This is a genomic window from Streptomyces sp. NPDC006872, from assembly GCF_040635845.1.
Taxonomy (GTDB): Bacteria; Actinomycetota; Actinomycetes; order Streptomycetales; family Streptomycetaceae; genus Streptomyces.
In genome coordinates, this window is record NZ_JBEYIL010000002.1 from 914,671 (window position 1) to 929,646 (window position 14,976).

The following is a 14,976-nucleotide window of genomic DNA, read 5'->3' on the forward strand; positions in this document are numbered from 1 at the left end:
CGCACCGGCGACGGGCATGGAAGTCCTCGATGGAGAAGGTGACGCCGAGGCGCTGCTCAGGCGTCCCGGAACCGGAATGCCAGTCCACCGGCCAGCAGCGCGGCCGCCGCGTACGCGGCGAGTACCCCCAGCCCGGGCCAGGGTCCGATCGGCAGCCTGTCCAGATTCCTGGTCGCCTGGACGGCCATCCCGGCGGAGACCGGCCCCCACTCCTGCAGCCGCTCGCGCCACTTCCCACTGGAGACCACTTCGACCAGCACCGGGAACGCGTACAGCAGCGCCAGTACCGTCGTGATCGCCCCCGCCGTGTCCCGGACCAGCGCCGCGACGCCCAGCGCCAACAGGGCGATCAGCCCGAGGTAGACCATCGACCCCACCGCGGCCCGCAGCGTCGGCCCGTCCGTCAGGGACGGTGGCGGATAGCCGGCCTCGGCGGTGAATCCGTTGCCGGGGAGGACCAGGCGGCCGACGAGCAGCGAGCCGAGCACACCGAGGGCGCCCGCGGCCAGCGCCAGCGCGCCGACCACCGATGCCTTCGCGGTGAGCAGCCGCCCGCGCCGGGGCACCGCGGTCAGCGACGCTCCGATGGTGCCGGTGCCGTACTCGCCGCTCATCGCGAGAGCCCCGAGGACCGCCACCGCCGCCTGCCCGGCCCACACGCCGGTGAGGCTGAGCTTCACCGTGTCCTCCTGGCAGTCGGCAGGCGTGGGGTAGCACTGGTCCGTCGTCACCGCCGCCGCTGCCGCGCCCCCGATCGCCACCGTGACCGCGATCACGGCCGCCAGCAGCCACCAACTGCTGGGCAGCGTACGCAGTTTCGTCCACTCGGCCCGTATCGCTCGCATGAGGATCACACGTCCCGCCGGCGCATGCGCCAGATCGCCAGCCCCAGCGCCACCGCCGCATACGCGCACAGCACCGCGAAGCCCGACCAGGGTCCCTGTGGATAGCAGCCCTCTTCGGGCAGACAGACCGCCGACGCCTGGTCGTAGCGCGTGATCGTGTCCTGGATCGCGAAGCCGGCCAGCGGCGTGGCCCGCATCAGGGCGTGTGCCGCGCCCAGGGGCAACCCGCTGATCAGGATCTGCGGCAGCACCAGCACCACCACGATGAGCGTGATGGCCGCCGCGGTACGGCGCAGCAGCGCGCCCAGGGCCAGGGCGAGGACGCTGACGACGGCGAGCAGCGCGGCGGTGCCGATGACGGCGCGCAGCACCGGGCCGTCGGTGAGCGCCAGTTCGGGCCACAGGGGAGGCTTGTGCCCGTTGCGCCGCGTGATGGGCTCGCCGATCAGGAAGCAGAGCACGGTCGCGATCAGCCCGGCCACGAAGGTCACCCCGCCCAGCACGATCGCCTTGGCGGCCAGCACCCGTCCCCGGCGCGGGCTGGCGGTCAGCGTGGTGCGGATCATGCCGCGCCGGAACTCGGCGGTGATGAACAGCACCCCCAGCGCGGAGAGCGGGATCAGCCCGATCATCGCTCCGCTGAGGGTGTCCCTGGTGATGTCGCTGTTCGCCTGCAGGGGGGCGACGTCCCCGGAGCCGTGCAGGTCGAAGGAGCCGGCGGCGAGGTCCGCGGCCGGGACCGCGTCCTGGGCCGGGACCGCGGTCTGCAGGCCGGGCCCGCCGATCGAGGCCTGCTGCCGGCCGCCCTCACCGCCGTTCACCGCCAGTTCGTCGAAGTGCGCGGTGGCCTGTCCGGCGCCCTGGGCGACCCTGGTGCCGCCCAGCATGCGATCCGCCTTGGTGTTCGGCGCCGCGGCCGTGAACACCCCGGCCTCGACGGTGCCGGTCAGTCCCGCGAGCCGGACCGAACCGACTCGGCGCCAGTCCTTGCCGTCGGCCGACTCGTAGCCGGTCAGGACGTCGTCCTTGCGCACCAGCCGCAGCCAGCGGTCCTCCTGCGGCGGGGTGGCGCTGCCCGCGAGGTCGTGCGTGTAGTCCCACTGCATGCGTACGCCGTGGCCGTACGTCATGACCACCGCTACATAGCTGCTGCCGGTCTTGGTGTTCGCCTTGACGACGACGCCCGCCTTGGTCCAGCCCGCTGTCGTGCGGGTGTAGACCCCGGGCGAGGCGCCCGCACGTCCGCCGTCGGGCGCGGAGGGCTTGAGGTTCTTCAGACCGGAGACCCGGGCGGTGACGCTGCCGTCGCCGGGCAGCTCCTCGTGGACGAGGTGCATGGTGTCCCTGACGGCCGTGCCGTCGGGGCCGACGGTCACGGCCGGCCCGCCGCCCTCGACCGAGCTTCCCGAGACCGCCAGCACGGAGATGAGCACGGTCAGTGTCATCGCGGAGAGCAGCACCAGGCCCCAGCGGGGCACGGTGCGCAGTTTGGTCCACTCCGCGTGCAGCAGCTGCCCGAAGCCGTCCCGGGCGGAGGTCAGCTGGGAGCGGTACGGGGGTGTCTTCACCGGCGCGGTCATCGCAGGTCCTCCTCGACGGCCGAGGCCCGGAACTCCGCGGCATCCCTCGTGAGCTCCATGTACGCCTCCTCCAGCGTCGCCCGGTGTGCGCTGACCTCGGAGAACGGCACGCCACCCGCGGCCAGCAGCGCGGTGATCCGCTCCGCGGGCAGTCCGGTGACGGACAGGCTCTCCTTCCCGTTGGCGGCGACGGTGGCCCCCTCGCGGGCCAGCACCGCCATCGCCTCGGTACGGGCGCTGGTGCGCAGCGCCACCCGGTCGCCGGAGGCCGTGGCCAGCAGCTCGGCCACGGAGGTGTCGGTGATCAGCCGGCCCCTGCCGATCACGATCAGATGGTCGGCGGAGTCCTCCAGCTCGCTCATCAGATGACTGGAGACCAGAACCGCCCGCCCCTCGCGGGCCAGCGACCGCAGAAAGCCGCGGATCCAGCGGATGCCCTCCGGATCGAGGCCGTTGACCGGCTCGTCGAAGAGCAGCACCGGCGGGTCGCCCAGCAGCGCGGCGGCGATCCCCAGCCGCTGCCGCATGCCGAGCGAGTAGCCGCCCGCCCGTTTGCGCCCCACCGAAGCGAGCCCGACCACCTCCAGCAGCTCGTCGACCCGCCGGGCCGGCAGCCCGTGCGTCTGGGCCAGCCACAGCAGATGGTCGCGGCCGCGCCGGGAGGGGTGTACCGCGGCGGCGTCCAGCAGTGCGCCGACCTCGGTCAGCGGATGGCGCAGTGCGGCGTAGGCCCGGCCGCCTATCAGCGCGCGGCCCGCGTCGGCCGAGTCCAGGCCGAGCAGGACGCGCATGGTGGTGGACTTGCCCGCGCCGTTGGGCCCGACAAAGCCGGTGACCTGGCCGGGCTCCACGGTGAAGGACAGATCGTCCACGGCGACGGTCTGCCCGAACTGTTTCTGCAGTCCCTGCACTTGGATCGTTGCTTCCATGACGACGAAGGTTAGGCAGCGGCGGGCACCGCGGTCGTCACGCGGCAGAGCACACTTCGCCGTCCCTGGCGTGAGGGACCGGCAGCGCCCGTCGTCCCCCGCGCGAGGGACGTACGGAACGTCCGCAGAGGGACGCGGGAGGAGGCCGACGCGGCGACAATGGTCGTCGTGAGCACGGGACTTGAGCGCACGACCCCGGCCGGGCGGCCGCCCCGGGGCATCCGGTCGGGCAGCCGTCTGGCACGCCGGTTCGGCATGGCGATGGACTCCGCCCCCGAGACCCCCGCGACGGCCGCGTCCGTGCTCGCGCTGCTCGCGTCGCTCGAGATGATCGTCCGCGCGGACAGCGTGCACACCGAGCTTCCGCTCGCGCTGCTGCTGGCGCTGGGCACCACCACGCCGTTCGCGCTGGTGCGCACCAACATCGTGGTGGCAGCCGTCGGCGTCACCGGCATGAGCGTGCTGGCCCTGACCGGCTATCAGGCGCTGACCCTCGGCGGGGCCGGGGCACAGCTGCTCGTCCTCTATCTGCTCGGCCGATCCGGCGCCCGCCTCCTTCCGCTGCTGCTGGTGGCGCCCTATGTGGCGGCGGCGCTCGGCAATCCCGACCTCGCGGGCATCCGCATCCCCGCGATCCTGCTGGCCACGTGCGGTGCCGCGGTGGCCGCCGCGGCGATCGGCCGCCGCGCCCGCAGCGAGGCACTGGCGCAGAGCGCCACCGAGCGCGCCATCGCCGAGACGCTGCTGGAGCATGCCGCGCGCGGCGAGCGGGCCCGGATCGCCCGCGAGCTGCACGACGTCGTCGCGCATCACATCTCGATGATCTCCGTACAGGCGGAGACCGCCCGCCTCACCACCCCCGACCTGCCCGAGGCCGGTGCCAAACGGCTGCTGGACATCGGCGACACGGCCCGCGCCGCGCTCACCGAGATGCGCCGACTGCTCGGCGTGTTGCGGGAGGACGCGGGCACCCCGGCCGAGCCCCGCCGCCCGCAGCCCGGCCTCACCCAGCTCAACGAGCTGCTCGACGAGGCCCGCGACGCCGGCCGGGCCTCCACCCGGCTCATCGTGAGCGGCCCGGTCGCCCCGCTCGACCCCGGCATCGAACTCACGGCGTACCGCATCGTCCAGGAGGCGCTGACCAACGCCCGTCGGCACGCCCCCGGCGCCGCCGTCGACGTCGAACTGCACTACACGGGCGACTCCCTCGACCTGCGTATCCGCGACAACGGGCCCGGCCCCGACCGCGAGACGCCCGCCTCGGACTGCTCCGGCCACGGCCTGCTCGGCATGCGCGAGCGTGCCGCGACCGTCGGCGGCCGGCTGCGCTCCGGGCCCGCGCCGGGCGGCGGCTTCCTGGTCGAGGCCACCCTGCCCGCCACCACGGAGGACACCCGGTGAGCCCTGCACAGACCCGCATCGTCGTCGCCGACGACCACGAGGTGGTACGGGCCGGCTTCGCCGGACTCCTCGGCACCCAGCCGGACTTCACGGTCGTGGCCGTGGCCCGCGACGGCGCCGAGGCGGTCCGCGTCTGCGCCGAGCACAGCCCTGACGTGGTGCTGATGGACGTCCGTATGCCCGGTATGGACGGTATCGAGGCGACCTCGCACCTCACCGCGGACGGCGCCGGACCGCGCATCCTCATCCTCACCACCTTCGACCTGGACGAGCACGTCTACGACGCGCTGGCCGCGGGAGCCAGTGGCTTTCTGCTGAAGGACGTCACCGCCGAGCGGCTCTTCGACGCGGTACGCGTGGTCGCGGCCGGCGAGGCGCTGCTGGCGCCGACGGTGACGCGGCGGCTCATCGAGGAGTTCGCCAGGCACCGGCCCAAGTCCCCGCCGCTGCCGGCGGGGCTGCCCGGACTCACCCCCCGCGAGACGGAGGTGCTCAGGCTGGTCGCCCGGGGCTTGTCCAACCCGGAGATCGGAGCCCGGCTGCACGTCGGCGAGGAGACAGTGAAGACACATGTGAGCCGTGTCCTGGCCAAGCTGGGGTTGCGCGACCGCACACAGGCAGTGGTGGCGGCCTACGAATCGGGTCTGGTGGTGCCTCGGGCCGAGGGCTGAGCCTACGCAGGTACGCGCCCGCCCCGGAGGGCCTACGCCCCGGCTGCGGCGTAGGGGATCGGCGACCGCCGGCGTTGCATCCTGATCATTGCCCACGCCCGGTTCCGGCTCGCCCGGCCTCTCACCGGGGTCCTCCGCCGGCCATGGGAGAAACCCGCGGCCCCCGACCGGTTCACCTGCGCTGACGTTCGGTGAGCTATGCAGCCTCAGTCGGCGGCTGGTGAGGTGAGCGGGGTGAGTTGGTGGATGTCGTGGCGGAGCCGTAGAGCCGCGATCTCGGCTTGGTCCGGCGGCCCCGAGGCGTTCAGCAGGTCGGTGAGTTCCTGGAGGTAGGTCTCGTGCCCGGCCGGGGACACGAGGAAGAGCATCCGGGCGGGTTCGGCGCCAGGGTTGGAGAAGGCGTGAGGGCATCCGGCGGGTACGAACATGAAGCTCCCGGGTCCGCCCCGCAACACCTTCGCGCCGGTCTCGGACTCCCAGGAACGCCAGTCGCCCGTGGCCTGAGGGGTGGGGTGGAAGGCGAGGAGGTCAAGTTCGCCTTCGAGGACGTAGAACACCTCCTCGGCCTGGTGGTGCAGGTGCGCTCCGACATCGAATCCCGGCGCGACCTCGGCCTCGAACGTCGACCAGGTCGTCGACCGTTCGGCACCCGCTTTCAGGGTCATGGTCTGGATCCGGCGGCCGCCACCCGGCGGCAGCAGCAGGCCATCGGTCATGTCTCCTCGTTTCCCGGGTTCGGTTTCCATCCGGTGCTGCGCAGCCAGGTTCCCAGCGTCATCAGGCCGGGTGCACCTCCCGCGCAGCTGAGATGTCGGGCGGGTCGGCGGGTTGCTCGTTGAAGAACTCGAACATCTTGGCGAGCCGGGTGGCCCGTCCTCCCTGGGGAGGACGGGCATGGTGCGCTCAGCGTGCGCTGTCAGCTGTCAGTTGTCAGTTGCAGGTCCCGTGGTCGTGGTCGGCGAGCCGTGGCACACCCCCCTCTTCTTGCGGTCTCTGCCCGGCTGAGGAGGTACGCCATGCTGAACCGGCCCTCCTGCGGTCGGCGCCCATGGGTCAGTAGAGCGCGATCGAGCTCACCAGGTCATTCCAGCTGCCGCTTCCCATGTACCCGTCGGACTGCCACGGTCCGACGTCGGCCTGGTTTCCCCAGCCACCGTTGTCAACCGCGAAGGACGTGTAGCAGCTGCCGGTCCTGTAGGAAGAGGTCTGGTCGTTGAAGCCGTAGACGTCGAGGTTCTGCCAGTAACCGCTGTCGTAGAACGACAGGATCCGACCCGCGGGGAAGGGGGCAGAGTTGAAGTTGGCGTGCTCGTACAGGCGTAGCGGGGTGGAGCAGTAGCCCTGGGCAGCGCTGGGGCTTGCGGTCTTGGCCTGTTGAGCGGCCCTTGTGTCGCTCGCTTCGGCGGTGCGGAAGCACTCGATGACGCCGCGCTGGACGTTGCAGGCCTTGGCAGCGCCCCAACCCTTGGACAGGTCGATCGTCTTGCCCTCGAAGCGTGCGATGGTCGACGTCCCGGCCGCCTGGGCAGTCGGTGCGATGGTCGACGTCCCGGCCGCCTGGGCGGTCGGCGCTATGACAGTGGCGCTTCCGACTGCCAGCGCGAGTGCGCCGAGCGTGATGCCTGCCTTGGCAAGGATTCTCTGCATTCTGCTTGCTCCCCTGGTCGGGTGGTTCGAGTCCTGGCGGAGGGTTGTGTGTCGCGCTCTTTCCTGTCCTGGACCAAGGTGCGTGGCCGACCGTCGGTGAATCTTGGACAAACGTTGAATCGGCTGGTCGAAGGTGCTATGCCAGGGTGGGGACTTGAGACTCGGGGGAGTGCGGTGACGGTTGAGTTCGCTTTGCTCGGCAGCGTCGAGGCGCGTGTGGACGGCCGCATCGTCGATCTGGGTCACGCCCGGCAGCGGTGTGTGCTCGCAGTGCTGCTGGTGGATGCCAACCGGGTGGTTTCGGTGGACCGGCTTGTCGAGCGCGTCTGGGCCGACCGTCATCCGCAGCGGGTCCGGAACACGCTCTACGGCTACCTCTCCCGTCTGCGGCAAGCATTGGCCGTCGCCGAGGGGGCGGATATCGTCCGGCGATCCGGTGGCTATGTCCTCGACGTCGAGGCGACCGCAGTGGATCTGCACCGCTTCCATGACGTCACCGCACGGGCCCGCGAGGCCGCCCGCAACGAGCAGGACGAGCAGGCCGCAACCCTGTTCGGGCAGGCACTCGGCCTCTGGCGGGGAAACCCCTTCGCGGGTCTGGACACTCCGTGGATCAACGCGCTGCGCGACGTGGTCGGCCAAGAACGGATTGCGGCCGAGCTGGACCACACGGACGTTCGGCTTCGCTGCGGTCAGCACAGAGGACTGTTGGCCGAGTTGTCCGCCCGGGTCGAGATGCACCCACTGGACGAACGGCTGGCCGGCCAGTTCATCCTCGCTCTGTACCGCTGTGGTCGCCCGGCCGATGCCCTCCACCACTACCAGCAGATCCGGCTGCTGTTGGCCGAGGAACTCGGCTGTGACCCCGGCCTCCCGCTGCGGCAGCTGCACCAGCAGATCCTCACCACCGACCCCGCACTGAACGTCCCGGCTGCGGTCCCAACACTCAGTCCCGCCGCGGTCCCAACAGTCAGCCCCGCCGCCGTCCCAGAGCCCAGTCCCGCTGCCGGGCGCGCTCCGGGAGCCGTACCCGCTCTCGTGCCGCGCCCGTTACCCACGCCGCCGCCGGTGCCCACCGCACCGGACGGCGGCGCCCTGCCCGTTTCACCGACACCGCGGCGGCCCCGCACGGGGAGCCGCCTGATCGGGCGGGCCGCGGAGTTGGCGGTTCTCGACGGCGCGATCGAGGATGCCCTGGCCGGTGCGCCGGGGGTGGTCGAGGTGGTCGGGGAACCGGGTATCGGAAAGACACGGCTGCTCGGCGAACTGGGCGAGCGCGCGAGACAGCGCGGTTTCGTGTCCTTGGCCGGCCGCAGCGTGGAGTTCGACCAGGCTCCGTACGGTGCGTTCGTGGACGCCCTGGACGACCACCTCGGCCATGTGGACTTCCTGCGGCTCCGGCACGACGGGTCATCGCCCGGCGCGTTCGCCCTGCTGAGTACGGTCTTCCCCGCGCTCTGCGACCGGTTCCCGGCCGGGCCGGATCCGGTGACGGTTGAACGGTACTGGTTCCACCGGGCGGTGCGGACGTTGCTGGAGACGCTGAGTATGGACGGCGGGCTCGTGCTCAGCCTGGACGACCTGCAGTGGACGGATGACGGTACAGCCGAGCTGATCGACCATCTGGTACGGCACCCGCCAAGGGGACCGCTGCTGCTCGCCCTCGCCTACCGTCCCCGGCAGGCCCCGCAGCGGCTGGCCGCGGCGCTGGCCCGGGCAGGAGCGGAGGGAAGAGTGGCCAGGGTCGAGCTGGGTCCGCTGTCCCCGGCCGAGGGAGCGGAGCTGTGCGGGGCCAGGCCGGATCACTGGCGATTCCAGCGACTGTACGAGGCCAGCGGCGGCAACCCGTTCTACCTGGAGGCGCTGACCCGAAGCGCCGGGAGGGAAGGCCCGCCGGCGGCCCCGGCCGACTCGGTGCCTGTGGCCGACGATCTGCCGCAGCCGGTGCGTGCCGCGCTGCTGGAGGAGCTGGGAGGTCTGTCGGCCACCGCGAGGGTCTGCATACAGGCGGCCGCGGTGCTCGGCGACTCTTTCGAAGCCGAGATGGTGGCAGTGGTGGCGCGAACCGGTGAGGCACAGGCCCTCGCCGCCCTGGACGAAGTCGCGGAGCGGGACCTGGTACGCCAGATAGGCTCCACGCGCCAGTTCCGGTTCCGCCATCCGCTGGTGCGGGCAGCGGTGTACCAGGGGGCGGGCGCCGGCTGGCGGATCGAGGCGCACACCCGGGCCGCGGACGGCCTGGCACTGCACGGCGCACCGCTGACCGCCCAGGCGTCGCACGTTCAGCGATCGGCGCGCGTAGGAGACGAACATGCCGTTGACGTCCTTGTACGGGCCGCCCGTCAGGTGATGACCATCGCACCGGCCGCTGCCGCGCATTGGACACAGGAAGCCTTGCGACTGCTCGGTGAACAGAGCCGAATGCGGCCCGAACTGTGGCTCCAGCAGGCCGATGCGCTGGGCATGGCCGGACGACTGCTGGAAAGCCGCGACATCCTGCGCACGGCCGCCTCGCTACTGCCCGCGCAGGCCCGGGGCCGACGGGCCCGGGTGACCGCCCTCCGAGCCACCATGGAGTGGGCGCTCGGCCGGTACGAAGAGGCCACGGCGCTGCTGCTGCGGGAGTTGGCGGACCACGAGGGCCAACTGCAGCCTGAGACCGCCACTTTGGAGTTGGGGGTCGCGGTGGTGGCGCTTCGTAAGAACGACTTCTCCACGGCGATCGATTGGGGCGAACGCGCGTTGCGTTCGGCGGAACGTATCGGCGACCCGCCGCAGACCACCGCGGTCCGCGCTCTCCTGGCCCTGGCGCACACCTTCGCGGGCGACGCCCGGGTGGCCGACCACCTCGACCCCGTGGTGGAAGTGCTCGACGACACCGACGACCGGGAACTGGCCGGGCAGATGGACACGCTCGTCATGACGGGCTGGACGGAGACGCTCAACGGACGCTACGACCGCGCACTGCGCCATCTCCGCCGAGGCCTGGAAGTGTCCCGCCGCACCGGCCAGAGCCTCGTGCTCGCCGATCTCTTCGCCGCCTCCGCCTATGCCTACCTGTGGCTCGGACGCCTGGACGATGCGGCGGCCTACGCCGAAGACGCCCTGGAGGCGGCGTCACTCGTCGGCAGCGGCGAGCCGCGCTCGTTGGCCGAGGTGGTGAGCGCGGCAGTCCTGATGTGGCGGGGAGACTTCGTCGGAGCACTGAAGATCTGTGAGGAGTCGCTCTCTTCGGCCGGCCCCGCACCGGTCGCGCACCGGTCGGCGATGGTCGGGATGCTCGGCCAGACGCTGCTGCTCAACGGCGATCCGGAGGGCTGTGTCAGCAAGGTGCTCGAAGCGGGCGGCGGCCCGCACCTGCTCGGGTTCGAAGCCCCGGTCCGTCCGATGTGGTTTCGGCTGCTGGCTGTCGCGGAACTGGCCCTGGGCGACGTGACAGCTGCCGAGATGTGGGCCGACCGAGCAGCCGCTGCCGCGGGGCTCGACCTGCCGGTCGGCCGGCGCGGTTTCGCGTTGCTGGCCCGCGCAGAGGTACAACTCGCCCGGCAGAACCCGGCGGCGGGTCCCACCGCGTGCCGGGCCGCTGCCGAGTTTCGCGCGGCCCGGATGCCCCTCAACGAGGCCATGGCCCGGCTGACCGCCGGTACCGCGCTGTCCGCCTCCGGCCGCCGGGCCGAAGCACTCGCCGAGTTGGAACAGATGAAAGCCCTGGCGGACACCTGCGGGACCCTCGCCCTGTCCGAATTGGCTGAGCACGAACACCACCGAATCGCCGCCCAGACCCCGCCTCCGACAACGGCTACGACACCCGGCGCCTAAGGCCTGAGCTTCTCAGGGGCGCCGCAGGGCGTAGGCGTTCCAGAGTTCGCCGGCGAAGAAGTGGCCGAAGCGAGTGAGTGCCGCGGTGCCGTGCGGGCCCGTTGTGCGGAACGTGGTGAGCAGGCGGGCGAGATCGGTGGCGCCGAGACTCGCCGTCCCCGTGCCCAGTGTTTCGGCGTCGGTCCCGCCCGGTTCGTGGACGTGTCCGTTCACGACGCGGAAGGCCAGCCTGGTCGTGTCGGTCCACAGACGGGCCGGGGCGCCGGGCGCCAGATCCTTGCGGCCGACGAAGGTGCGGGGGTGACCGTCGGCGTCGGTGAAGTGGAGCCGGTAGCGCATCGTGCCGCGGCCGTCCGCGAACAGGCGGACGCTGCCGTGCAGGACGGGGCGGCGCCCTCCGAAGGAGGGGCTGTCGATCCAGCCGTCCGCGCGCGCCTCGTGGTCCGGTTCGTCGAGGAAGACGTCCACGTCGTCGGCCGTGACGGTGAGCCGGAACGCGAACGGTTCGGTCCGGGACCCGTCCGCACCGGGTGCGTAGCGTCCGCGCAGTTCCTCCGTGAACTGGAGAGAGGTGTGGCGGGGGTACGTGCGGTGCGCGACCGCCCGTGGAGTGGCGGGCCGGTGCTCCAGCAGACGGGTGCACATACGGTCGGCCAGGGCCGCGATGGTGAGGGCCGGGTTGGGGCCCACTGGGCCGGGCATCGCCGCCCCGTCCGCGACGTACAGGCCCGGGTGGCCGAAGACCTCGCCGTACGGATCGCACACCCCGGTGCCGGGGTGCCGGCCGATGGGGGCGCCGCCGAGCGGGTGCACCGTGAGGACGCGGCCCCGGTGCCAGAGCGGATGGTCGGCGTATCCGCCGCTGAGCGCGCCGGCGATCTGCCGCATGAGTGTGCGCGTCCGCTCGAACTGGGCCGCGCTGCCGCCCCGTACCGTCCAGCTGCTGTCCAACCGGCCGCCACGCATACGCAGTTCACCGTCCGGCACATCTCGGCCCATCGCGAGCAGCGGCAGGGACGTACCGGTGAACGCGCCGTCGCCGAGGAGCTCGGCGAACGCGCCCGAGAGGCTGGGGTCCGGGGTGCGGGAGATCCGGTCGAGCAGCCTCCCGGCCAGGAAGCGGGCCGCCCGGGAGACTCCCTGCGGTGCGTGAGCGCCTTCGACGAGCCACTCCACGAAACCCGGGTATCCCGCGTCCTGGATGTACCCTCCGCGCCCCGCGCCCGGTATGCCGTCCAACTCGTCGGGCAGCCGGATGGAGCTGGTGATGACCGGACCGCGGCTGGGACGCATCGGCCGGGGCTCGTCGCCCTGCCTGGCCCGGAGCACGAACGCGAGGTGGTCGCCGTTCGTGGAGAACCGGCTGCCGATCGCCGGGCTCAGACCGGGCAGGTTCCGGCGGGAACGCAGCAGCAGCGAGACCGTGTTGTAGGTGCCGGCGGCGAGGACCAGACGGTCGCAGCTGATGGTGTGGAGCGTTCCGGAGGGGTGGGGCGATCCGGACGCGTCCCCGCCGCCGTCCGGATCACCCCTTCCCCCTCCCCCTTCGCCATTCGGTCCGTGTCTTCCGTGTCTGACGTAGTCCACCGCGTATCCGCCTCGCGCGAGTGCCCGCACCGCGCGCACCTCGTGCCCGGTGCGCAGTTCGGCGCCGTGCCGCCGTGCCGCCGACAGATAGGTGTGGTCGAGGCTGTTCTTGGCACCGTCGTTGCAGCCGAGGTTGCACTCACCGCACAGCCGGCAGGTACGGCGACCGACACCGTGCAGGTTGCCCTGGTCGGTGTCGGCCATCGGCAGTCCGGGCTCGGGGTCGGCGCCCGGTTTCGGGGCGAAGCTGATCGCGAGCGGCGGCCGCTGCGCCGTCAGGCCCAGCCGTTCGGCCGCTTCACGCATCGCGTGCGCCCGGGGCGTGTCCGTGTAACCGGGGCGGTCGAGCGGATACGGGACCGGGCGGAGCATCCGCTCGACCTCGTCGTAGTGCGGGTCGAGTTCGGCGCGGCCGACGGGCCAGGCCTCGTAGCCGCCGCCGGGCAGCGGCTGTTCGTCGACGAACCAGCGTTCGTCCTTGCGCAGCAGCACGCTCGCGTAGATGAGCGATCCGCCGCCCAGTCCGCTGGCGACGACGGAGTCGAAGGCGCGGAAGCTCCACACGTCGAACAGGCCGTGCAGGCCTGCCCGCGGGTCCCAGAACGCACGGCCGAGTTCGGCCGGGGAACGGGCGAAGCCGCCCGGCGGGTAGGCGCGTCCGCGCTCCAGCAGGACCACCTGCTGTCCGGCCGCGGCCAGCCGGTACGCGGCCACGGACCCACCGAATCCCGAGCCGACGACGACGGTTGCGACGTGTTCGGCGTGCGACTCCGTCATCTCACACAGCCCTTCGGTGGAGGAAGTCGAGGAGGTGCGGGAACACGTCCCGGTGCGCGTCCCGGCCGATGATCGTGTCCACGTAGCCGTAGCCGGGGGCGACGAACAGTTCGTAGCGGTCGGGGTCGGCCGTCTCCCGCGACATCTCCTCGTGCTCCTGGACGACGGAGTCCCCGAAGACTCGGTTGTGCTCGCCGGTCAGGAACAGCACCGGTGGGCCGCCCTTGGCCGCCGCCGCGAGGTAGTCGTCCGGGAGGCGCGCGTGGCGTGGCTCGGCGTCGTCGTACTTCACGGCACGACCCGCTCGTACGATCCTGCCGATGTGCCGGTGGTAGCCCAGCCCGACAGGGCCGAGCAGGTCCGCGACGCGGTCGTGAGTGACGGGGTCGAGTTTGTCGTGGCTGTAGAGCGCGGGCCAGCCGGTGCCCCACATGAAACTCACCATGTGGCAGGCCGGGTTGTCGCACTCCGGGTGCGCCAGTGACACCAGACGGGCGAACAACCCGCTCCGGCTGAACCAGGCCGCGTCGCCGCTCCGCGGGTCGAGCTGGGACAGCCCGAGCGCGCCCTCGACGAGCGCGGGGCCGTACGCCAGCTTCCAGCGCGACCAGGCCGGTACGCGCATCAGCAGACCGACCGCGCTGGTGACGACGCTGGTGACGTCCCGTACGGCGCCGGCGTACAGGCTCATGAGGAAGGTCATCGACCCGAGACAGTGCGCCACGACGTGCACCCGCCGCTCGCCGACATGCCGGCGCAGTTCGGCGAGCGCGGCCGGGTAGTCGTACAGGGCGATGTCGTCGAGGGTGTGTGCGTGCGGTTCCGTGTTGTACGGGAAGCGGTTGCTCATCCGCATGTCGAGCGTCCATACGTCCGCGAAACCGTTGTCGAGGAGGCAGGTCGCCAGGTTCCGGTGCTCGGGCATGATGAACAGGTCGCTGGACGCGGTCAGTCCGTGTACGAGGAGGACGACGTCGTCGCACTCCGCCCGGCGGAAACGGGTCAGTTGGAGGCCGAGTCCGTCGTCCGTGGTGACGGGGTGGACGGTGACCTGGGCGTCGGGAACGCCGGTTGTGGTGTGACGGGGGACGGCGGCGCCCTTCTGGATAAGCTGGATAGGCATGATCGTCCCCTCTCGGTCGGTCGGCCGTCCCACGATGGCGTCGGCGGCCAGGCAGAGGCCATCGTGGCGCTACCGACTTCGGTGTACCTGCGGAAAACCTGAAATCGGCAGGTCACGACGCCGATGCCAGGTCAGGCTCGGTTGCCGTCGCTCTTCAAGGCACCTCACCACGGCTGCGTGCGTTCGCGTACGCCGTGGCCGCGTCCCACGCCCTGGATCGGCGATCCACGTCCATGCGGTCCACGTCCATGCGGTCCACCTGCTGTGTCGCGGGCCGGTGGTGCCAGGCGTTTTCACGACCGCCCTGGGGCACGTCATCCGCCTGCGGCGTCCTCGGCCTCCCAGCGCAGCAGGTCGCCCGGCTGGCACTCGAGCACCTCGCAGAGCGCGGCGAGGGTCGCGAAGCGCACCGCCTTGGCGCGGCCGTTCTTGAGTACCGCCAGGTTGGCGGGCGTGATCCCCACGCGGTCCGCGAGCTCGCCCACGGACATCTTCCGCCTGGCCAGCATCACGTCGATGTCGACGGCGATCGGCATCAGATCACCTCGTTCAACTCGGCCTGCAGCTGCGCCGCTTCGACGTCGCGCGCGACGGCCT

At 71.7% G+C, this 14,976-nt stretch carries 11 protein-coding genes; 3 read left to right on the forward strand and 8 right to left on the reverse strand.

Annotation, left to right across the window (positions count from 1 at the left end; genetic code table 11):
• Positions 1–56: 56 nt before the first annotated feature.
• Genes ABZ725_RS08885 through ABZ725_RS08895 form a run of 3 tightly spaced genes read right to left on the reverse strand, consistent with a single transcriptional unit; the run spans position 57 to position 3,354 of the window.
• Positions 57–845, reverse strand: a complete 789-nt coding sequence (locus ABZ725_RS08885; RefSeq protein ID WP_358802037.1) for an ABC transporter permease — start codon at positions 843–845, stop codon at positions 57–59.
• Positions 846–850: 5 nt separating this feature from the next.
• Positions 851–2,425 (reverse strand): ABC transporter permease subunit, encoded by a 1,575-nt coding sequence (locus tag ABZ725_RS08890; protein ID WP_358802038.1) that lies wholly within the window; start codon positions 2,423–2,425, stop codon positions 851–853.
• Complete coding sequence (locus tag ABZ725_RS08895; RefSeq protein WP_358802039.1) at positions 2,422–3,354, reverse strand: ATP-binding cassette domain-containing protein; 933 nt, start codon at positions 3,352–3,354, stop codon at positions 2,422–2,424. The genes ABZ725_RS08890 and ABZ725_RS08895 overlap by 4 nt, the downstream gene beginning before the upstream one ends.
• Before the next feature lie 168 nt (positions 3,355–3,522).
• Between ABZ725_RS08895 and ABZ725_RS08900 the strand changes: the two genes are divergently transcribed.
• Together ABZ725_RS08900 and ABZ725_RS08905 are read left to right on the forward strand one after the other, a co-directional pair.
• Positions 3,523–4,755 (forward strand): sensor histidine kinase, encoded by a 1,233-nt coding sequence (locus ABZ725_RS08900; RefSeq protein WP_358802040.1) that lies wholly within the window; start codon positions 3,523–3,525, stop codon positions 4,753–4,755.
• Positions 4,752–5,426, forward strand: coding sequence for a response regulator transcription factor (locus ABZ725_RS08905; RefSeq protein WP_358802041.1), 675 nt, complete (start codon positions 4,752–4,754; stop codon positions 5,424–5,426). Before ABZ725_RS08900 ends, ABZ725_RS08905 begins: the two co-directional genes overlap by 4 nt.
• 206 nt (positions 5,427–5,632) lie before the next feature.
• Here the strand turns inward: ABZ725_RS08905 and ABZ725_RS08910 are convergent, their stop codons facing one another.
• A complete protein-coding gene (locus tag ABZ725_RS08910) occupies positions 5,633–6,142 on the reverse strand; it encodes a cupin domain-containing protein (RefSeq protein WP_351912893.1) in 510 nt (169 codons plus the stop codon).
• Positions 6,143–6,479: 337 nt separating this feature from the next.
• Positions 6,480–7,073 carry a hypothetical protein gene (locus ABZ725_RS08915; RefSeq protein ID WP_358802042.1) on the reverse strand — a complete coding sequence of 198 codons (594 nt, stop codon included), beginning with the start codon at positions 7,071–7,073 and terminating at the stop codon, positions 6,480–6,482.
• A 174-nt stretch (positions 7,074–7,247) separates the two neighbouring features.
• On the opposite strand from ABZ725_RS08915, the gene ABZ725_RS08920 reads away from it, so the two are divergent.
• Positions 7,248–10,892 carry a BTAD domain-containing putative transcriptional regulator gene (locus ABZ725_RS08920; RefSeq protein WP_358802043.1) on the forward strand — a complete coding sequence of 1,215 codons (3,645 nt, stop codon included), beginning with the start codon at positions 7,248–7,250 and terminating at the stop codon, positions 10,890–10,892.
• 12 nt (positions 10,893–10,904) lie between these two features.
• On the opposite strand, the gene ABZ725_RS08925 is transcribed toward ABZ725_RS08920, so the two are convergent.
• The 3 genes from ABZ725_RS08925 to ABZ725_RS08935 all read right to left on the reverse strand — a co-directional run bounded on the left by ABZ725_RS08925 (position 10,905) and on the right by ABZ725_RS08935 (position 14,915).
• Positions 10,905–13,256 (reverse strand): GMC family oxidoreductase, encoded by a 2,352-nt coding sequence (locus tag ABZ725_RS08925; RefSeq protein WP_358802044.1) that lies wholly within the window; start codon positions 13,254–13,256, stop codon positions 10,905–10,907.
• Between the two features lies 1 nt (position 13,257).
• Positions 13,258–14,379: an alpha/beta fold hydrolase gene (locus ABZ725_RS08930; RefSeq protein WP_358802045.1), complete on the reverse strand. Its 1,122-nt coding sequence runs from the start codon at positions 14,377–14,379 to the stop codon at positions 13,258–13,260.
• 314 nt (positions 14,380–14,693) lie between these two features.
• Positions 14,694–14,915, reverse strand: coding sequence for a helix-turn-helix transcriptional regulator (locus tag ABZ725_RS08935; protein ID WP_030724363.1), 222 nt, complete (start codon positions 14,913–14,915; stop codon positions 14,694–14,696).
• Positions 14,916–14,976: the final 61 nt, after the last annotated feature.

Bases quoted from the DNA above. Each gene is read 5' to 3' on its own strand.
- ABZ725_RS08885 (WP_358802037.1), bottom strand. From the start codon at position 845: ATGCGAGCGATACGGGCCGAGTGGACGAAACTGCGTACGCTGCCCAGC.
- ABZ725_RS08890 (WP_358802038.1), bottom strand. From the start codon at position 2,425: ATGACCGCGCCGGTGAAGACACCCCCGTACCGCTCCCAGCTGACCTCC.
- ABZ725_RS08895 (WP_358802039.1), bottom strand. From the start codon at position 3,354: ATGGAAGCAACGATCCAAGTGCAGGGACTGCAGAAACAGTTCGGGCAG.
- ABZ725_RS08910 (WP_351912893.1), bottom strand. From the start codon at position 6,142: ATGACCGATGGCCTGCTGCTGCCGCCGGGTGGCGGCCGCCGGATCCAG.
- ABZ725_RS08915 (WP_358802042.1), bottom strand. From the start codon at position 7,073: ATGCAGAGAATCCTTGCCAAGGCAGGCATCACGCTCGGCGCACTCGCG.
- ABZ725_RS08925 (WP_358802044.1), bottom strand. From the start codon at position 13,256: ATGACGGAGTCGCACGCCGAACACGTCGCAACCGTCGTCGTCGGCTCG.
- ABZ725_RS08930 (WP_358802045.1), bottom strand. From the start codon at position 14,379: ATGCCTATCCAGCTTATCCAGAAGGGCGCCGCCGTCCCCCGTCACACC.
- ABZ725_RS08935 (WP_030724363.1), bottom strand. From the start codon at position 14,915: ATGCCGATCGCCGTCGACATCGACGTGATGCTGGCCAGGCGGAAGATG.